Raw genomic sequence first — 19,028 nt, forward strand, 5'->3', positions numbered from 1 at the left:
CCATCGCGTAAACTTATAGACATAAGATATTGACTTCAATACAGCGCTTCGTTGCGATCGCCCCTGGCACCACCGCCCTGGGGTTGGGGCAGGCTAAGCAGCGGCAGCAAGCGGTTCTAGCGCTATAAAACCAAATACCTTGGCCACCCCCCTTAAGCTATAGCTGAGGGCTAGCCCTGTATCTCAGCATGACCTGGCTTCGACAACTGCATACCCTAGACAGCGCTGATTTGCGAGCCGTTGGTCAGAAGGCCTATTATCTGGGCTGGCTCAAGCAGCAGGGGCTGCCCGTGGCCCAGGGCTGTGTGATCACGGCGGCAGCCTGGCACCACACCCTCGGGCAAATGGCCTGGCCCGAAGGCGTGGGCGATCGGCTAGCTCCGGTGTGCCAAGGTGGGTTTAAGACTCTCCAGCAGAGCAGTCGGCAATGGCAGCAGAATCTGCTGGACAGGGGGGCGATCGCCCCCCTGTCCAGCCATGGGTTCGAAGATTTAGTGCCCAATGACTTTGTTCCCGTCGCCTGGATGCTGCGCGCGTCGCTTTGGGTAGAGGGGCTGGATTCAGCATCCCAAGGACAGGCTCTCGGCTCGCTGGGCGCGGGTCTGCTACCCGCCCAAATCGAAGGGGATCTGGCAACCCTGCCTGGGGCACTGTCACAGTTTTGGAGCCAGGCGCTGACGGCTCGCTGCCTACCGGTCTGGGAACAGCACTGTCAGCGGTTGGGCGACCTGAGCCTGGCCACGCTGATTATGCCGCTGTACCCGGCCCTGGTGTCAGGCACGCTAATGCTCAGTCAGGGGCAAACTACTGTGGCAGTGGTCATGGGGCTAGGAATAGCCCTCACCCAGGGAGAAGCCATCCCGGCCCGCTGCTCGATCGCTCAGGGTAAGGTTGCTGAGGCCACCTGGCAGTCAGGGGTTCAGGAGCGCGTTTATCAGCTGAGACCCGCCACCAAAAACCACACCCAGTCGGCGATCGCCCCGCCCATTCAGGTTCTAGAGCGCGATCGCCCCGAGCTGGTTGCGCCCTTAGGTCTTGACCAAATCACCCAGCTAGTGCGAATCGCCGAACGGGCTCAACTCATTCTGGGTCAGACCGGAGTGCGCCTAGAGTGGCTGCTACACCCCAGTGCCGACCCCAAGCAACCTACCTTAGTCATTACTGAAGCCGCCCCCTGGCACGACCCGACGGAGGCCGCCCCTGCCCCAGGGCGACGGCGCAGCCTCCCCGCAGGAGAATCGCCCCCGCCTAGACCTCAGCCGCCCCTGCTCCCCCTAGCCAGCACAGTCGTTCGCGGTATCGGGGCCGCAGCGGGGCGCATTCAAGGGGTCGCCGTTGTGGCCCAGCGCCCCCAAGACCTGCCGCAGTCGCTGCCTCCGGGCTGTATTGTGGTGCTGCCCGACCTTCAGCCCGACGTGTTTTTTCAGCTGCCATCGGTAGGCGGCATTGTCACCGAGCGGGGCGGCGCTACCTGCCATGCGGCCATTTTGGCGCGGGAAGTGGGGATTCCGGCGGTAGTGGGTGCTCCCCATGCCACCCAGCTGATCGACAACGGCATGGTGCTCTGGCTCGACGGCGATCGCGGCGTGGTCTATGGCCTCACAGACGAGGCCGCCGCTTCGTTTCGGCCTCCGGCGGCCCCAGTGCCAGAACCGCTGCCCACCGATCAGCCGGGCCGCTACCAGCGGCTGCAAACCAAGGTCATGGTTAACCTGAGCCAGCGCCAGGGTCTAGCTAACCTGACCCTCGACCATGTGGCGGGCATTGGCCTACTGCGATCGGAATGGCTGCTGCTAGAAGCGCTGGAGGGCCGCCACCCGTGGGACTGGGTCAACCGCAGCCAGGAGGCAGAGCTGCAAAGTCGTCTGGTGCAGCAGCTAGAGCCGATTTTGCAGGCCCTGGGGCCCAGGCCCCTGCGCTACCGCAGTCTTGATCTGCGATCGCACGAATGGCAGGCCCTCCAGGGCAGTCCCCCGGTAGAACCCAACCCGATGCTGGGGCTGCGGGGTACTCTCAGCTACGACATTGACGATCGCCTGTTCCAAGTCGAGCTGGGGGCGCTAGCCACTCTGCAACGCGCTGGCTACAGCAATCTCCAGCTCATTTTGCCCTTTGTACGCAGCGTCGAAGAAGCCATCGCCTGCCGCCAGCGGGTCGAGCGCGCCGGTCTCACCGACGCCACCGGCTTTGCCCTGTGGATTATGGCCGAGGTGCCCTCGGTACTGTTTTTGCTGCCCGCCTACGCCCAGGCCGGCATTCAGGGCATTGCCATTGGCTCTAACGACCTTACCCAGCTGCTGCTGGCCATCGATCGCGACCAGCCCACCATGGCCTCCGCCTACGACGAGCGCCACCCGGTGGTGCGCCTAGCCATGGCCCATCTGGTGCAGGAAGCCCGCCGCTGCGGCCTGCTGTGCTCGATCTGCGGCCAGGCTCCGGTGCGCCACCCCGAACTGATCGCCGATCTAGTCGGCTGGGGAATTAACTCCATTTCGGTAGAAGCGGCGGCCCTGCCGTTTACGCTAGAGGCAATTTGGCAGGCAGAGAATGGTGGAGGGAGCGAGGAGGAGGGAGGGAGTGGGTTAGGGAGGTGAGGGGATTAGGGGATGAGGGAGGTGAGAATGGGGCTAGCGTAGCCTTCCTGAAGATCATCAGGAATAGGGAGTCTTCAAAATAGGGTTGGGGCAATCGCCCGACAACCGAGCGGGGATGACCGATAATAACAACGTTGTGCAGACCGTTACCCCCTATGTCTCTTCCTTCAAACCTCGCCACCCTAGACGGTGCCCCTTTGGCCCCTGAGGTGATAGCTAACAAGGTCATTCTCTTTGTGAACGTGGCCAGCAAGTGCGGCCTCACGCCCCAGTACAGCGGCCTGGTAGAGCTGGATAAAGCCTACGGCGATCGCGGCCTCGTGATCGTAGGCGTGCCCTGCAACCAGTTTGGCAAGCAAGAGCCCGGCAGCCCTGAGGAAATCAAAGACTTCACCAAAACCAAGTACGACGTTGACTTTACCCTGCTCGAAAAGCAAGATGTCAACGGCCCCGATCGCAGCCCCCTCTATCAGTTTCTCGTTGGCGACGGCCCCGACATTGGCTGGAACTTTGGCAAGTTTTTGGTCGGACGCGACGGTCAGGTGATCGAGCGGTTTGAACCCCAAACCCCTCCTAATGACCCGGCTCTCAAGGCGGCGATCGAGCAGGCTTTGGGCTAGAAACTACCCAGCCAGCACGTCCCGCAGCAGGTCTTGGTGCATGAGGGCGCGATCGACCCGTGACCCAATCTGTTCCGGCGACAGCGGGTCGCCGTTGGCATAGACCTCCAGCCAGGTTTGAGTGATCTGCTCGGGGGTATCTGGCCAGCGGTGGCTCACCGCCTGGGGGTTTAGGTCAAACCCCGGCAGATCGAGGTCAGCCATCAGGTGGCTGACCTTGGGGTCGTAGCTCAGCCCGAAGCAGCGACAGCCCTCAGCCGCCGCCATAATCAGCGCGTGCAGTCGCATACCCAAGGTCATCTCGACGCCGCGAAACAGCCCCTTGAGCTGGTGTGGGTCATCCAAAGCATAGATGCGGCTAGGCCCAGGCAGCCGGGGCTGAATATACTCGGCAAGGGGCAGGTCTTTGATCGGCTGAAAGGGCACCAGCAGCAAGCAAGTTTGAGTCGCCGTTTGAAACGAGGCCAGGGCCTGGGTGAACTGGTCTAGGCGACCTTCGGTGAGCCAGGGGTGGGGGCGCAGGGCCACGGCAACTCGGGGGGCAGGCAGATTCCACAGTCCGTCGACTGGCGCGGCGTCTAACGCCCACACCGGGTCTGGGGCCTGCATTCCCGGCACCTGCCAACGGGCCAGCCAGGCCGCCGAGCCGTTGTCTCTCACGCTGACGGCATTGCAGTGGCCTAGGGCGTAGCGGCCCAGCCCCTGGCTAAGGGGATGGCTGAGGGGGCCAATGCCCTGCCCCCAGGCAATGGTTTTGAGCCCCAGCCACTGGGCCAGCACCATTAACCCGCCGTAGTAAATAGGGTTTTGCAGACTGGTGGCATCTTGCAGCAGACTGCCGCCCCCCCAGATCAGCACATCGGCCCCCCGCAGCGCGCGAATGACTGGCCCCAGGGCTTTGCGGGGCACAGTTTCGACGCCGTAGCGCTGGGCGGTTTCGACGGGGTTGCCCGACAGCACCACGGGCGTCACCCCCGCAGGCAGCATTTGTAGCAGGGTGGCTAGCAGGGCCTCGTCACCGCCGTTGCCCATGCCGTAGTAGCCACACAAAACCGCTCGCATTCTCACCTACCCAACAATAAACCGCTATACGCTATCCACCGACCTCTCTACAATAGAGGCTGTTGTTGCGCCCTGAACCCCATGAATGCCCTCTCGCTGCCCACCTGGATGATCCACATTTCAAGTGTGCTGGAATGGATGGCGGCGATGTGGTTTATTTGGCAGTTTGCCACCGTGACCCAGCGACCCGTTTGGCGCTGGCTGGCGATCGCCATGTTTCCCGCCCTGGTCAGCGCCATGGCCGCCTGCACCTGGCACCTGTTTGACAATGCCCCCGGTTTGGCCTGGCTAGTCACCCTACAAGCCGCCCTGACCGTAATCGGCAACGGCACCCTATGCCTAGCGGCCTGGTGGATCTGGCGGCAAAGCAGCATTTCGGTCGCCAGCCCCAAATGAGTTTTGGATTTTAGACAGCAAACTTTGGCCCGAAGATCGTCTTCCCCACCCCCTCACCTTCCTCATCTCCTCACCTACTTCCAACCCCCACCATGCTCGACAAAAACACTCTCTTCGCCATGTCCCTCTTCCCCTACCTGGGGTTTCTTTGGTTTATGACCCGTACCCAAGAGACACCGAAGCTGGCGCTGACTGGCTTCTACGCGCTGCTTGTATTTGTAGCGGTAACCATTCCCGCAGGCATTTATGCCAAGGTGGGGCTCGGTGAGGAACTGGCCAACGTGGACTGGCTCCACGGGAGCGCAGAAGCGTTTTTAACGCTGTCGAATATTCTTGTGGTGTTGGGGTTTCGCCAGGCAGTGGTGCACCACCGGGCCGAGGCGCAGGTGGAGAGCAATCAGATGGGGAAGGAATCGTAACAGCTTGGGTGAGTAGGTGATGGGGATGAGCTTTATTCTCCTATCACCTCACCTTCCCCACTCGTCTTATCCCAGGCCAATAAACTCCTCGGCGGTAGTGGGATGAATCGCCAGGGTGGCATCAAAATCGGCTTTGGTAGCGCCCATAGTGACGGCGATCGCAACGCCCTGCACAATCTCGGCGGCGTGGTCGCCAACCATGTGGGCCCCCAAAACGCGATCGGTGGTTTTTTGCACCACAAGCTTAATCAGGCTTTGGGTCTCTCGGTCAGAGAGGCTGTGGTACAGGGGTTGAAAGCGTGAGCAGTAGGTTTGAATATCGTCTTTGCCAAAGGTTTTAGCGGCCTTGGCCTCAGTCAGGCCCACGGTGCTCATTTCAGGTGTCGTAAACACAGCGGTGGGAATGGCGTCGTAGTCGAGAATGTTGGTTTTCTGGCCAAACTCGGTATCGGCAAACAGGCGGGCCTCCCGAATGGCCACTGGGGTGAGGCTGACGCGGTTGATCACGTCCCCGATCGCAAAGATGTGGGGGACGCTGGTGCGGTATTGGGCATCGACGGCGATCGCCCCTTCCTCCACCGCTACGCCGACTTTCTCTAGCCCCATGCCCTCTACGTTGGGGCTGCGCCCGGTGGCCGCCAAACTGACCACACCGCTGAAAATAGTCTCCTGCCCCTGCTGGGTGGTTACGGTCACAGTTAGCCCTGACTCGGCGGGGGCGATCGCAATGGTTTCGCTCTGGGCCACAATTTTGATGCCCCGCCGCTGCATCGCCTGGTGAATTTCGCTGCGCAGCTCGTCGTCAAAGCCGCTTAAAACTTTGTCATCCTGAATAATCTGAATGACCTCGGTGCCGAGCCCGTTGAAAATGCTGGCAAACTCGCTGCCGATGTAGCCGCCGCCAATAATCACCAGGCGCTGAGGCTGCTGGGGCAGATGAAAAATATCATCGGAGGTGATGGCGTGCTCAATACCAGGAATGTTGTCGGGCCGGATGGGTTTGCCCCCCGTGGCCAGCAAAATTTTTGCGGCGGTGACGGTGGCATCCCCCACAGTTACCCTATGCCCATCGACAAACCGGGCGTAGTGGGGCAAAATCTCCACCCCAGATTTGTCGAGCAGGTCTTGATAGACGCCGTTAAGGCGCTGCACCTCTAGGTCAATGGCCGAGATCAGGGTAGGCCAGTTGAACTGACGCTCCCCGAGCCGCCAGCCGTAGTTTGCCGCGATCGCCAACTGGTCTGAAAACTGAGCGGCATAGACCATCAGCTTTTTGGGCACGCAGCCGCGATTGGTGCAGGTGCCGCCCAGCCGCCCGGCCTCGGCTAGCCCGACCCTGGCACCGTGGCCAGCAGCCCGCCGTGCCGCCGCGATACCGCCCGACCCACCGCCAATTACCAATAAATCAAAATCGCAGGCCACGGCATTCTCCAGGGTAGTATTTCCCTAGAATTGCCCGAGTCCAACCCTACAAACATCCCCAGTTGGGCACACTTCTAATGGTAGAGACACCGTGGGGATAGTCTAAGCATCGGTCTGTAGATCGGCCATTAGGGAGCCGGCTCAGCAGCGACAAAGGCCATTTGCCAAAAGGCCGCTTCTAGGTCAGCCACCCGCAAAAAGACGGCCTCGGCCTCGGCCTGAACCTCTGGACTGACGGTAGCTAGGGCCGCATCGGCCTGGGCCGCCAGCAGGTGCACATAGTCGGTAAAGCCGGGGTTCCCCCAGCGATCGGCAAACTCGGTGTAGGGCTCGGGCATGGGGCCGGGCAGCTGCCAGCCCTGGTTGTAGGCGTACTCAATCGCCCACAGAGCGGTGGCCTGCACCGCGTAGGGCTGGGCCGCCAAGCTGGCCATAAACTCACAGTAGCGCTGGCAGGTGGGCTGGGGTGAGGTAGATAGGTGGAGCGATCGCTCGGCAGCCTTGGCCTCAAACCACAGCAGTTCGTCTTTGAGTGCCCCCAACCCCGCCAGCAGCCCATCGATATGGTCATCGGGGGCGGCCCCTAGCACCCGCCCCACCATGCGGGTAAAGTCTTTCACAAACAAAAAATCCTGCACCAGCCAGGTGTTGAACTGAGCGGGGTGCAGAGTACCCCGCTGGCAGCCCGTCAGAAAGGGATGGGTGGTGGCGCTATGCCAGGGGGTGGGGTGGGCTTGTAGCAGAGATTCACAGGTCAGAGGCATAGAAATTTTCTCAGGGACAAGATGGCTGGAGAATCGCGTTTTGGGTGTCGGATTTACGATCCACGGCGGGCGATTTGCAGTGGGCGGCTTGGCCTTGTACCGCACGCCTGACACCGCACATCTGCCCCCCTTAGTTAGGCACGATCTCGGTCACAACGCGGCCCCCATCAACCACCACGGTCTGATCATCAATGCGCCCCACGGCGCGCGCCCCGTTGAGGTTGACGTTGGGGTTGACCTGACTATAGTTGACGCCACCCTCGGCAACTAGGGTTTGGGTATCGACGTTCCAGTTGAGGCGATCGCTGGTCATGCGGGCCTGGTTGGCTTCGCCCACGGCTACCACCTCCTGGGAGAGGAAAATTTGCTGCTCTGCCAAATCCATGCGGCCCTGGCGAGCGGTAACTCTGATTTTATTCTCGGGGTGAATTAGAGTGAGGGGCTGGTTGACGGTCACCTGCTCCTCGGCCACCTGCCAATCGAGGGCTTCGCTGGCCATATTGAGCGGAATATCCAGCATTTGCATGGCTACTTGCCCGCGCAGGGTCACTAGCTGCGTAGCCAGGTTTACCGTGCCGCGCTGGCCGACCACCACATCGGTAATTGCATTTTGTTTGAACTGTTCTACCCGCAGGGGCTGGGCGCTATCGATGCGTTCTTCCTGCCAAAACCAGGTCAGCTCCTGGGCCTGGAGCTTCAGCCAAGGCTCGGCCTGGGGGTCGGCGACCACCGTGTTGGCCACCACGTTGCCTTCTAGCTCCATCCGGTTTTCGCGGTTAAACACCCGCGCTTCATCGGCGACGGCCCGCAGCTGCGGATGGGTGCCGGTAATTTGATCCCGCATGATCAGCACATCGTCCTGGGGACGCCACTCCATTTCGTTGCCCCTCAAAATGGAGCCGTTCTGAACTCCGGTGGCGACGATGTTACCCCGCAGTAAAATCACGCTGCCGTTTTCGCGCACCTCACCGGTGTCGGCCACGACTTCGTAAATAATTTCACCGTCCTGAAACAGGTCGCCGTCGGGCCGAGTAATAAATGCCACCTGCTGATCGGAGCTGTAGGTCACCTCGTCGCCCCTGACGCGCCAGAGCAGCTGGCCCTGTTCGTTGGGCTGCTCTAGGGTGACATCCCGCAGAGTTAGGCCGGGGGGTGGGTCTCCAGCAGCCGAGTCATCGGCACCCGGCTCCGAACCAGGCTGCGGCCCGAGCAGGCTATACAGCCCTACAGATAGGGCTGCGATCGCAGCCCCACCAATCATCAACCTCCGCCATCGTGCCATGGTGCTACGCCTGTAAACGTTACTCGCTGACCGCGAGGCCGCCGTCCACCGGCTCGTCGGCAGTCAGGTTGGGGAGGGGACGATAGGTGTAGTTTTGGCTAGCAGAATTGCGGGGCAGTTTTCGGATGTCATCTTTGACCCCTTCGAGGTCGATGTAGCGATCGGCCACGTTGATCAGGCTATCGCTGGTCATCGATCGCAGGCTCACCACCTCAACCCGCGCTCCCCGATAGCTGGCGGCATCGGCGGCGTAGGCCAGATCGCCATCGCCGCTGACCAGCACCGCCGTGTCGTAGTAGTCCACCAGGGCCACCAGATCCACGGCAATTTCAACATCGAGATTGGCTTTTTTTGAGCCGTCGGGCAGCTGCACCAGGTCTTTGGCAATTACTCGGTAGCCGTTGCGCCGCATCCACAGCAAAAAGCCCTGCTGCTTTTCGTTGGTGCGATCGACACCCGTGTAGAAAAACGACCGAAACAGCCGCGAGCCAGCGGTGAGCTTGCACAGCAGCTTGGTGTAGTCGATCTCAATGCCCAGCTGCAACGCCGCATAGAACAGATTAGAGCCATCGATGAAAATGGCCACCCGGCCCCGGTTGTCGAGCACCTGCTCAGGGGTAAATATGGCGTCTTCGCCCAGTAAAGAGTGGTTGTTTAAGGAGTGGCTGTGAGTATCAAACATGGGTTTTTATGAAGGTGTTAAATCGATCTGGCAACAAACGGGCTGGAAACAAACGCGAACGAGCTAGAGCGGTTTTGGGCTAGGAGCTGGCTACGGCTTCGGGCAGCTCCAGGCGCTGAAATACGGGGGAGGCTTCTCCTAATAGCTGGCCGGGGGGTAGATGGCCCCAGGCGGCATGGTCGGCATAACTAGTCTGCTGACCAATGGCTTTGTCGTCAAAATCTATGGCAAAGCCTAGCTGGGCATAAATTTGATTGCTAATGCCAGGAATTACCGGCGACAGCAGATAAGCCGCCTGCCGCACCGACTCCAAGACGGCGTACAAAACCGCCTCGGTTTCGGCCTGTTTGCCCTGCTTATAGAGACTCCAGGGGGCTTGCTCATCGAGAAATTTGTTGCTGGCCTGCACCAGCGTCAAAATCGCCGTGCAGGCTTGGCTAAAGGCCAGGTGAGTGTAGGCCTCAAAGACGGTTTTAGGCAGCCCTGTGCCGATCGCCCGCAGGGAGTGGTCAGCCGCAATGCTCTGAGGATCAACGTCAGGCACATGGCCGTCGCAGTAGCGCCCGGCCATTTTCAGGGTGCGGTTGAGCAGGTTGCCCAGATCGTTGGCCAGGTCAGCATTGAGCACGTTGATAAAGCGGGTTTGGTTGAAATCGCCGTCTTTGCCAAACTCAATTTCGCGCAGAAAATAGTAGCGCACTGCATCGGGGCCGTAGGTTTCTACCAGCGCCACCGGATCGAGGGTGTTGCCCTGGCTCTTGCCCATTTTTTGGCCGTCTTTAGTCAAAAAGCCGTGGCCATAGACCCGTTGGGGCATTGGCAACCCCGCCGACATCAGCATGGCAGGCCAGTACACGGCGTGAAACCGCAGAATGTCTTTGCCAATTAGGTGAGTGTTGATGGGCCACCAGTGGGCGATCGCCTGTTCCAGACTGGGTGGGTCGCTCGGGTCTTGGAGAGCGGTGATATAGCCCAGCAGCGCGTCAAACCAGACGTAGAGCGTCTGGTCGGGGTCGGTGGGCACCGGAAAGCCCCAGTCTAGGTTGATGCGCGAAATCGAAAAATCTTGCAGCCCCCGTTTCACAAAGCTCAGCACCTCGTTGCGACGGGCCGCAGGCTGAATAAAGTCGGGCTGCTCAGCGTAGAGTTGCTCTAGCTGATCTTGATATTTCGACAGTTTGAAGAAGTAGTTTGACTCATCGCGCCACTCCACCGGCTTGTTGGTGTGAATGGCGCAGTGCTGATTGGGCAGCAGATCGCGCTCTTCTTTAAATTCTTCACAGGAAACGCAGTACCAGCCCTGCTGCTGGCCCTTATAGATATCTCCCCGATCCCACACCCGCTGAAAAAATTCGTTGACAATAGCGTTGTGGCGGGGGGATGTAGTGCGAATAAAGCGATCGCAGCTAATATTCAGCAGATCCCACAGGCGCTCAAACCCAGCCACAAACTCGTCGCAGTGGGCCTGGGGCGAAACGCCACGCTCTTCGGCGGTGCGCTGAATTTTTTGGCCATGCTCATCGGTGCCGGTAATCATCAGCACCGGATAATCCATAAGGCGATAAAACCGAGCCACTACGTCGGCGGCAATGGTGGTGTAAGCGCTGCCGATGTGGGGTAAGCCATTGACGTAATACAGCGGCGTAGTAATAGCAAACGGCGACTTATCTAATTTATCTACAGGGGTAAAAGTCATACAAAAACTGAAACATCAGCCTACGAAGAGGCCTATTCGACAACAGCAACGATCGGCGCACTAGCCTCTAGATATCAGGATCTAGAATCAAACCCGACAGACACTAAGGATAGCAGCGCCAGGAAAAAGCTAAAACGAGGCCATTTGCAGACCTGAATGGTCAGGCAAGTATCCTAGCCTGCGATGTTAGAGTTCCCTGAGTAAGCCCCAGAAGTTTTAAGATCTGGTTTGGCAATTTCGGTCTATGGATAGCTAGATCAGTCGTTGAGCAGACCCAGGCGATCGGGGGGCCAGAACCGCACCACTGCTTTACCGATGATATTTTCTTGGGGCACAAACCCCCAGGCGTGGCTGTCGTAGCTGCTGTTGCGGTTGTCGCCCAGCACTAAATACGAAGCCTCGGGCACTTCCTCTGGCCCCCACTGGTAGTCGGGCGCAGCTTTGATGTAAGGCTCAGTCAGCACCTCGCCATTGCGAATCACCTCGCCATCGCGCACCTCAACCACATCGCCCGGCAAACCAATGATGCGCTTAATAAACGCGTCCCGGCGCTTCCCTGGAGCCGTGAGGCTATCGGGCGGCCAAAATACCACAACATCCCCATGCTCGGGAGGGTTGAGGTAGTAGCTAATCTTTTCGATCACGAGGCGATCGTTAATTTGCAGCGTGGGCTCCATCGAGCCCGAGGGAATGTAGCGCGCCTCTGCCACAAAATGCCGAATGCCCAACGCCAACACCACACTTAGCCCGATGGTTTGCAGCCCCTCTACCCAAGGATTCGGCTGGGGTGCCTGCTGCTTTTGAATCGGGCCTGAATTTAGGGAAGACTCGGGCGGCAGCGAAGATTTGTCAGACTGATCAGTCACAGGTGTCTCCCCGAAAATACAGAGAAAGATTGGCCTCGGTAGCTCCCAGGGCAAAGTCGCCCCAAACGTCCCCGCTAGGTCTGTCCTAGTGTAGTCGATCTACTTTGTACCCATCCGCCTCCGGTGGACGGTTGGTTACAGAGATAACAGACAGCGGGATAGGTCATTCTCGCACGCGCTCATGGAACGGCCGGGGCCAGATCCTCAGACCATAGCCCCTTTTCTTCAAGCCAGGGCCGGCTGTAGATGCGCGACTGGTAGCGGGAGCCGCCATCGCACAGCACAGTGACAATTTTATGGCCGGGACCGAGCTGCTGGGCCAACTTTACCGCCGCTGCCACGTTGATGCCCACTGAACCGCCCATAAACAGTCCATCGTTATAGAGCAGCTGATAGATGGTGCGCAGTGCCTCTGGGTCTTCAATTTGGATGGCGTCGTCGATGGGCACCCCCTCCATATTGGCGGTGATGCGGCTGTTGCCGATGCCCTCGGTGATCGAGTTGCCTTCAATATGAACTTCGCCGGTTTTGATATAGCTGTAGAGGCCGCTGCCCATGGGGTCGGCCACCACGCAGCGAACGCTGGGGTTTTTCTCTTTGAGAAACATGGCTACGCCAGCGTAGGTGCCACCGGTACCCGTAGCCGTCACCCAGGCGTCAATGGTGCCCTCGGTCTGCGCCCAGATTTCGGGACCGGTGGTCTCGTAGTGAGCAAGGCGGTTGGCCAGATTGTCGAACTGGTTAGCCCAGACGGCGTTGTCAAGTTCTGCCGCCAAACGCCCTGAGAGCTTCACATAGTTGTTGGGATCGCGGTAGGGAACGGCGGGTACAGTGCGCACCTCGGCACCAAGGGTGCGCAGCAGGTCAATTTTTTCCTGGGACTGGGTGTCGGGGATGACGATGAGGCAGCGGTAGCCTTTGGCGTTGCAGATGTGGGCCAGGCCAATGCCAGTGTTGCCAGCGGTACCCTCAACAACGGTGCCGCCGGGCTTGAGCAGACCCTTTCTCTCAGCGTCTTCAACAATGTAGAGCGCGGCCCGATCTTTGACCGAGCCACCGGGGTTGAGAAACTCTGCTTTGCCCAGAATGTCGCAGCCGGTAGCCTCGCTAACGCTGTTGAGGCGAATGAGGGGAGTGTTGCCGACCGTGGCGACAAGATCTTGTTTGATATCCATGCCTTTCGTAACCGTTGACAACAGCCTGTTCGGGGCCAAGCGATCGCCCACCCTAGAGCCTGCCCAAGGCTATAACCCCGGCGCAGGTGCCTCTTCATCCTACGGTGAAACGGCTGGATTCTCGGCGAGAATCGGGCAGTTTTCTGGAGTTCTATCTTTAGTTCAGTCTAGTAACTGGGGCGTTCTAACCCGCAACATTCCACTTCTGGACTTGGCCCTTATGAACGTGGATTTAGTTTATCGTTGCAATCACTTGCTCTCCATCCTGACTCTTCTAACCTGTGCCACGATGAAAACCCTTGAGGCGCTAATTTTTGATGTCGATGGCACCCTGGCCGAAACCGAGCGCGACGGCCACCGTGTTGCCTTTAACCAGGCGTTTCAGGAGTTTGGTCTGCGCTGGCACTGGCCCGTTGGTCTCTACGGGCAGCTGCTGCGGGTTGCGGGGGGTAAAGAGCGAATTCGCCACTACATTCACCGCTACCAGCCCAAGTTTGAAACTGAGGATATCGACGCACTGGTAGTGGCTCTACACCAGGCTAAGGCCAGGCACTTTCAGGCTCTAGTTGAAAGCAATGTGATACCCCTGCGGCCAGGGGTGCGGCGACTGATCGAGGCGGCGCAGCGGCAGGGGGTGCGGCTGGCGATCGCCACCACCAGCGCCAAAGCCAGCGTCATTCCCCTGCTCGAACGCCTGCTGGGACCAGACTCGCCCAGCTGGTTTGAGGTGATCGCTGCCGGAGACATGGTGCCCGCCAAAAAACCCGCCCCCGACATCTACAATCTGGTGGTCAACACTATGCATCTCAACCCCGCCACCTGCCTGGTGATTGAAGATAGCCCTCAAGGATTAGAAGCGGCGGTTGCCGCCGGGCTCCCCACCGTGGTTACGGTCAACGACTACACCCGCAACTATGCTCTGCCCGGCGCTCGCCTGGTTATCAGTCATCTGGGCGAACCCAGCCTGCCGTTTGAAGTTCTTTGGGGCGAAGCCAACAACGCCTACTATTTCTCTCTAGATTTGGCCCAGGCGCTCCTACCCGCCTAGATGCCAGCATTCCTGAGGGCGCACGGTGTGCGCCCCTACCGTCCTTATCCCTTCATGCTCACCCATGCCTCTCTCCTACACCCTTTGGCAAGCCAATCAAGACCTTGCGATCGCCTGCCTGCAACACCCTTTCGTCCAGGGCATTGGCGACGGCACTCTGCCCGTGGAGAAATTCGCCTACTACGTGGGGCAAGACGCCTTTTTTCTCGAAGCCTTTGCCCGCGCTTATAGCATCGCCGCTGCCAAAGCAATCACCTGGCAAGACTTTCAAGTGTTCCACCAGCTGGCCGATGGAGTGCTGGCCGAGCTAAACCTGCACAGCGGCTACGCTCAGGAATGGGGCGTCGATCTGGCTACGGTAGCGCCCGGTGCTGCCACCCGCCGCTACACCGATTTTTTGCTCAGCACGGCCTGGGGGCAAGCGCCTGGAGCGACGGCGGTGGCGATGGCTCCATGCATGCGGCTCTACGCCTTTTTGGGTCAGTCCCTAGCGCAGCTCAACCCACCGACCCACCGCTACAGTCCATGGATTGACACCTACAGCAGCGATCAGTTTGAACCCCTGGCGGCCCAGCTCGAAGCGCTGATCGATGATCAGGCAGCAGATAACCCTAGTAACCAGACCGCCTACCGCTACGCCATGGAGTGCGAACTCGCCTTTTTTGAAGCCGCCTGGCAGATGGGTAGCCCACAGCCACATGGATGACATTCTTAAGGATGAGTCAAGAGACAAACGTAGGCAGGACAAGGGCTTAGTGTATTGATCAGCGACTGATCAGCTGTCCAAAACTCCGCCGACTCTAGCTCGGCAACAGCTAGAAAAGCAGCATCGTAGAGGGTGGCTAGGTTGAATGTCTCGGCCAATTGCCAGGTTTTTGCGTGCAGGCGATCGCTATCCAGATAGTTGATGGGCAGCTGACAAAAATCGTCATAGAAGCCTGCGGCCTGAGCTGCTGTAATCAGCCCTAGACGCACTTTTTTGCGCAGTACCGAGCCCACCTCAGCCCACGCAAACCCCGGAGCAACTAAGTATTCGCCCGATAGCAGCAGGAGAGTAATCAAGCTTCTTGCTTCGCTTTGTAGCGGCTCAGGTACGAGGTAAGGAATCCAGAGGCTGGTATCGATACACTTAACCACGTCGCCCCTCGCCGTCCCGCAGTTGGCGAATCAAATCAACAGAACTGGGCTGAAGGCCGGTTTGCCCTTCAACCTCGGCACTGCGAGCCAGAATGCGCTGATGGGCCGCGAGGGTTTTACGCCGCTGTACTTCGCGGGCGATCGCCTCAACTACCAGCTCATTCAGCGATTCACGACTTGCCTGAAATTGCTTTGCCTGCTCCAACAGGTCAGCGGGCAGACGAACCGTTACCGCCTGGCGTTCCATACTTCTACCTATGACATCAGATCATGATGTCATTTAGTGTAACCATTGCCCTGTCCACTAGTGGTGAAATCGCCTTCGCCAGAGATAATAGACGCGGAACCCTCTACTGGCTGACCCCATGACTGCCGACATTCGTCTACTCGTGCTCGATATCGATGGCACCCTGGCTGGCGTGTCTAACCAGATCAGCGAGCCGGTGCTGGAGGCGGTGCGCGAGGTGCAGCAGCGGGGGATTGCGGTGGCGATCGCCACTGGCCGCATGTATCAGTCGGCGCTGCGGTTTTACGAGGTGGTGGGCTCCACCCTGCCGCTGATGGCCTACCAGGGGGCATTCATCAAAGACCCTGCCACGCAAAAACTGCACCGCCACACGCCGCTGCCCCGGCGGCTGGCCCTCGAAATTCTCGCCTATCTGGCCCCGATGGAGGCCAACAACGACCTGTCGATTCACCTCTACATCGACGACCAGCTCCACGTGCGGGCGATTATTGAAGACACTAAGGCTTACGCGGTGCGATCGGGCGTGCAGCCGATCGCAGCAGGCGATCTATCCGCGCTCCTGACGGGCAACGTCGCCATCGAAACCACCAAGCTGCTGACCCTGAGCGAAAACATAGACTTACTGAGCAACATTCTCAACGACCTGGGGCAGCGCTACCCCCTGGATGACCTGTATCTGACGCGATCGGTGGAATATTTTGTCGAGGCCACCCATCCCAAGGCCAACAAGGGTGAGGCGGTGCGATTTTTGGCCGAAGACCTGCTGGGCCTCAAGCCCGACCAGGTAATGACCGTGGGCGACAACTACAACGACCTCGAAATGCTGCGCTACGCGGGCATTGGCGTGGCCATGGGCGATGCCCCAGAGCCGGTTAAACAGGGGGCTGACTGGGTGGCACCGGGGGTTGAGGCGGATGGGGTGGCGGCGGCGCTGCGGGAGTTTCTGCTGTAGGTTTGGCCGAGCTGTCGATTAGCAGGCTGTCGTAGAGTTCCGAAAGAGTGACGACCCAGTAGCCCTGGCGATCGATTAGCGCCAGCAGCGCGGGCAGCGCGTGGGCGGTCTGTACGCAGCGCTCCATTGAGCCACCGTGCATGACAAAAATTGCCCCCGGAAAAATAAACTGCGCCAGGTACCAGGTGTTGAGGTTGGGGGTGCTTAGCCGCCGCATGGTGTCGAAAGGAACCATGGAGGCCAGGGCCACCAGCGACTCGTAGCCGGGGGTGAGGCGAATGTGCTCGACCATGGCCCGGTTGTAGAGGCCGCGACCCGGGCGGTACCAGCGCAAGGGCTGCTGGATCAGGTCGGTGATGCGATCGTGGGCTTCCTGAAAGTGGCTAGCAAACTGGGCCGGCTGCAAAATTGCGGGGGTGGTGTCGGTGGTGCCGTGGTTGGCGATTTCGTGGCCGCTGTCAAGAATATCTTGCAGAATGGTGCTGCCGGGGTTGAGGTGGTCGGTAATGACGAAGAATGTGGCGTGTACCGGCTGTTTGGCGGTGCGGTTGTAGGTATCCAACGCGTCGAGAATCATCCGGGTAGAGGCATCGTCGCGATCGCCTGGCGTCGGCACATCATCGATGGTCAGCGCCACCAGGGGAGCTTTGGTAGGCGCGTAGAACAGCGCATCCGGGAAGATGCGAGCAACCTGGGTCAGCAGCTGGTGGTGGGGAGGAGCCATAGCATTAGCGGCCATAGCCTTAACGACTGGTGGGATCTAGACTATCGCGGAGGCGATCGCCCAGCGTGTTAATGCAAAGAACTGTGAGAAAAATTGCCACACCGGGGGCTAGCACCAGGTACGGAGCGCTCTCGATGTAGTTTTGGGCATCGTAAAGCATGCGCCCCCAGGTAGGCACATCGGGCGGAAACCCCACCCCGAGAAAGCTCAGGGTAGACTCCGCCAACAGGGCATTGCCCACCCCAATCGTCGCCGCCACAATCACCGGGCCAAGGATATTGGGCAGCAGATGGGTTTTGACAATGCCCCAGGGCCGCGCCCCCAGGGCCACCGCCGCCTGCACAAAGGTGCGCTGCTTGAGGCTCAAGAACCCGGCCCGCACCAGCCGCGCCACCGACATCCAGCTCAAGCCGCCAATCAACAGCACAATCAGCAGAAAAATACCCCGTTCTGGCCCCAGGGCGCGGCGCACCGGGTCGCCCAGCAAATATACCACCAGCAGCACTAGCGGCAGCTGCGGCAGCGCTAAAAATAGGTCGGTGACGCGCATTAAAACGACATCTACCCAGCCGCCGCAGAACCCGGCCAGGGCACCGATTGCCACCCCTACACTAATGCCCACCAGGGTCGCCGCCAGCCCCACCGCCAGCGAAATGCGGCCCCCGATTAGCAGGCGGGCCAGCTGATCTTGGCCCAGGTCATTGGTGCCCAGGGGCTGCCCCACTCCGGGCGGCAAAAAAGCGCGGGCAAAGTCAATAGTGCTGGGAGAGCCGGGGTAAAGGAGCGGGCCGAGGGCGATCGCCAGCATCAGCATCCCCAGCACCACCAGGGCCAGTTGGGCGGTGCGATCGCCCCACAGCCGCTCCCAAGCCCGATTTTTGCTTCCCTCAGGAGCCAAGGCTCCCGGCACCAGGTCGGTGTTAATGGCCATAGCGCACCCGAGGGTCAATAATGCCGTAGAGAATATCGGCCACCAGGTTAAACACCACCACCAGCACCGCGTAGATAAAGGCAATCCCCATCACCACGGGCGTATCGCTGCGGTAGATCGACTCGATCAACAGCGCCCCAATCCCTGGCACCCGAAACACCTGCTCGGTCACCAGCGCCCCCGTAAAAATCGTCGGAATATCCAGCGCCACCAGCGTCACCACCGGAATCAGCGCGTTGCGCAGCATGTGCAGCGCGACGATGCGCCAGCGCCCCAGCCCCTTCGCCCGCGCCGTTTTCACATAGTTCTGCGGAATTTCTTCGAGCATAGCGGCCCGCACAAACCGCAGCAGCACCGCCGTTTGAAACAGCACCAGGGTGGCGATCGGCATAATTGACTGCTTCAGCCACCGCCCCATGCTATCCAAATCGCTCACCACCAGCTGGTTGTCGTAGATAAAGGGCAGCCAGCCCAGCCGCACACTCAGCACAATGATCAGCACCAGCCCCGAAAAAAACGGCGGCGTAGAAAATCCCATAAACGCCAGCGTCGTAATCGCCCGATCGATCCAGGTGTTGTGCCGCAGCGCCGCCACAATCCCCAGGGGCAGGGCCAGGGTCACGCTCAGCAGGTAGGCCACCCCGATCACCCACAGGGTGACCGGCAACCGCTGGGCAATCAGCTCTACCACCGGCAGCCGACTGGTAAACGAATAGCCCAAATTGCCGCTAAACAGCGCCACCGTCCACTTCACGTAGCGAATGTGAATGGGCTGGTCGAGACCGAGCGATCGCACAATGTTCTCCCGCACCTCCGGCGTCACCGCCGGATTCGTCGCCAGATCGCCCAGGGGATTGCTCGGTGCCAGCGCCAGAATAAAGAAGATCACCGCACTAATGGCCAGCAGCGTGGGGATGGCGATCAGCAGACGTTTGAGCAGGTAGCCGAGCATTGGCAGGCGGATTATTGGATGGATGAGGAAAAGAAGTGTTGAGTTTTGAATTGTTTTGG

At 59.7% G+C, this 19,028-nt stretch carries 20 protein-coding genes; 7 read left to right on the top strand and 13 right to left on the bottom strand.

Features of this window, described 5'->3' with window-relative positions:
- The first annotated feature begins 188 nt into the window (after positions 1 to 188).
- Both VB780_RS17560 and VB780_RS17565 read left to right on the top strand, forming a co-directional pair.
- A complete protein-coding gene (locus VB780_RS17560) occupies positions 189 to 2,594 on the top strand; it encodes a putative PEP-binding protein (RefSeq protein ID WP_323352469.1) in 2,406 nt (801 codons plus the stop codon).
- 155 nt (positions 2,595 to 2,749) lie between these two features.
- Positions 2,750 to 3,214, top strand: a complete 465-nt coding sequence (locus VB780_RS17565; RefSeq protein WP_323352470.1) for a glutathione peroxidase — start codon at positions 2,750 to 2,752, stop codon at positions 3,212 to 3,214.
- 3 nt (positions 3,215 to 3,217) lie between these two features.
- Here the strand turns inward: VB780_RS17565 and csaB are convergent, their stop codons facing one another.
- Positions 3,218 to 4,276, bottom strand: a complete 1,059-nt coding sequence (gene csaB / locus VB780_RS17570) for a polysaccharide pyruvyl transferase CsaB (RefSeq protein ID WP_323352471.1) — start codon at positions 4,274 to 4,276, stop codon at positions 3,218 to 3,220.
- Positions 4,277 to 4,357: 81 nt separating this feature from the next.
- Between csaB and VB780_RS17575 the strand changes: the two genes are divergently transcribed.
- Both VB780_RS17575 and VB780_RS17580 read left to right on the top strand, forming a co-directional pair.
- Positions 4,358 to 4,672, top strand: a complete 315-nt coding sequence (locus VB780_RS17575; protein WP_323352472.1) for a DUF2499 domain-containing protein — start codon at positions 4,358 to 4,360, stop codon at positions 4,670 to 4,672.
- A gap of 92 nt (positions 4,673 to 4,764) precedes the next feature.
- Positions 4,765 to 5,091 (top strand): DUF3593 domain-containing protein, encoded by a 327-nt coding sequence (locus VB780_RS17580; RefSeq protein ID WP_323352473.1) that lies wholly within the window; start codon positions 4,765 to 4,767, stop codon positions 5,089 to 5,091.
- Positions 5,092 to 5,157: 66 nt separating this feature from the next.
- Here the strand turns inward: VB780_RS17580 and gorA are convergent, their stop codons facing one another.
- The 7 genes from gorA to VB780_RS17615 form a co-directional block, all read right to left on the bottom strand.
- Complete coding sequence (gorA, locus tag VB780_RS17585; protein ID WP_323352474.1) at positions 5,158 to 6,513, bottom strand: glutathione-disulfide reductase; 1,356 nt, start codon at positions 6,511 to 6,513, stop codon at positions 5,158 to 5,160.
- A 128-nt stretch (positions 6,514 to 6,641) separates the two neighbouring features.
- Positions 6,642 to 7,277: a TenA family transcriptional regulator gene (locus tag VB780_RS17590; RefSeq protein WP_323352475.1), complete on the bottom strand. Its 636-nt coding sequence runs from the start codon at positions 7,275 to 7,277 to the stop codon at positions 6,642 to 6,644.
- A gap of 130 nt (positions 7,278 to 7,407) precedes the next feature.
- Positions 7,408 to 8,559, bottom strand: coding sequence for an LPS export ABC transporter periplasmic protein LptC (gene lptC / locus VB780_RS17595; RefSeq protein ID WP_323352476.1), 1,152 nt, complete (start codon positions 8,557 to 8,559; stop codon positions 7,408 to 7,410).
- Positions 8,560 to 8,578: 19 nt separating this feature from the next.
- Complete coding sequence (locus tag VB780_RS17600) at positions 8,579 to 9,241, bottom strand: NYN domain-containing protein (RefSeq protein ID WP_323352477.1); 663 nt, start codon at positions 9,239 to 9,241, stop codon at positions 8,579 to 8,581.
- 79 nt (positions 9,242 to 9,320) lie between these two features.
- Complete coding sequence (gene metG / locus VB780_RS17605; protein WP_323352478.1) at positions 9,321 to 10,937, bottom strand: methionine--tRNA ligase; 1,617 nt, start codon at positions 10,935 to 10,937, stop codon at positions 9,321 to 9,323.
- 257 nt (positions 10,938 to 11,194) lie between these two features.
- On the bottom strand, positions 11,195 to 11,776 hold the full coding sequence (gene lepB, locus VB780_RS17610; protein WP_416349246.1) for a signal peptidase I: 582 nt from the start codon (positions 11,774 to 11,776) through the stop codon (positions 11,195 to 11,197).
- Positions 11,777 to 11,982: 206 nt separating this feature from the next.
- The gene (locus VB780_RS17615) at positions 11,983 to 12,978 is read right to left on the bottom strand and encodes a cysteine synthase A (RefSeq protein ID WP_323352480.1); all 996 of its coding nucleotides are present in this window, start codon (positions 12,976 to 12,978) and stop codon (positions 11,983 to 11,985) included.
- Between the two features lie 289 nt (positions 12,979 to 13,267).
- On the opposite strand from VB780_RS17615, the gene VB780_RS17620 reads away from it, so the two are divergent.
- On the top strand, positions 13,268 to 14,026 hold the full coding sequence (locus tag VB780_RS17620; protein WP_323352481.1) for an HAD family hydrolase: 759 nt from the start codon (positions 13,268 to 13,270) through the stop codon (positions 14,024 to 14,026).
- A 64-nt stretch (positions 14,027 to 14,090) separates the two neighbouring features.
- On the top strand, positions 14,091 to 14,732 hold the full coding sequence (locus tag VB780_RS17625; protein ID WP_323352482.1) for a TenA family protein: 642 nt from the start codon (positions 14,091 to 14,093) through the stop codon (positions 14,730 to 14,732).
- 5 nt (positions 14,733 to 14,737) lie between these two features.
- Here VB780_RS17625 and VB780_RS17630 read toward each other — a convergent pair whose 3' ends face one another.
- Together VB780_RS17630 and VB780_RS17635 are read right to left on the bottom strand one after the other, a co-directional pair.
- Positions 14,738 to 15,163: a type II toxin-antitoxin system VapC family toxin gene (locus tag VB780_RS17630; RefSeq protein ID WP_323352483.1), complete on the bottom strand. Its 426-nt coding sequence runs from the start codon at positions 15,161 to 15,163 to the stop codon at positions 14,738 to 14,740.
- Positions 15,156 to 15,410, bottom strand: a complete 255-nt coding sequence (locus VB780_RS17635) for a YlcI/YnfO family protein (RefSeq protein ID WP_323352484.1) — start codon at positions 15,408 to 15,410, stop codon at positions 15,156 to 15,158. Before VB780_RS17635 ends, VB780_RS17630 begins: the two co-directional genes overlap by 8 nt.
- 118 nt (positions 15,411 to 15,528) lie before the next feature.
- Between VB780_RS17635 and VB780_RS17640 the strand changes: the two genes are divergently transcribed.
- Entirely contained in the window at positions 15,529 to 16,362 is an 834-nt protein-coding gene (locus VB780_RS17640) for a Cof-type HAD-IIB family hydrolase (protein ID WP_323352485.1), read from the top strand.
- Here VB780_RS17640 and VB780_RS17645 read toward each other — a convergent pair.
- Genes VB780_RS17645 through VB780_RS17655 form a run of 3 tightly spaced genes read right to left on the bottom strand, consistent with a single transcriptional unit; the run spans position 16,283 to position 18,969 of the window.
- Entirely contained in the window at positions 16,283 to 17,101 is an 819-nt protein-coding gene (locus tag VB780_RS17645; RefSeq protein ID WP_323352486.1) for a polysaccharide deacetylase family protein, read from the bottom strand. The two genes, VB780_RS17640 and VB780_RS17645, sit on opposite strands and share 80 nt — an antisense overlap.
- A 4-nt stretch (positions 17,102 to 17,105) precedes the next feature.
- Complete coding sequence (locus tag VB780_RS17650) at positions 17,106 to 18,017, bottom strand: ABC transporter permease (protein ID WP_323352487.1); 912 nt, start codon at positions 18,015 to 18,017, stop codon at positions 17,106 to 17,108.
- A complete protein-coding gene (locus VB780_RS17655) occupies positions 18,007 to 18,969 on the bottom strand; it encodes an ABC transporter permease (protein ID WP_323352488.1) in 963 nt (320 codons plus the stop codon). The genes VB780_RS17650 and VB780_RS17655 overlap by 11 nt, the downstream gene beginning before the upstream one ends.
- Positions 18,970 to 19,028 lie beyond the last annotated feature (59 nt).

Origin of the sequence: Leptolyngbya sp. CCNP1308, from assembly GCF_034932455.1 — a bacterium.
Classification (GTDB): domain Bacteria; phylum Cyanobacteriota; class Cyanobacteriia; order Phormidesmidales; family Phormidesmidaceae; genus Nodosilinea.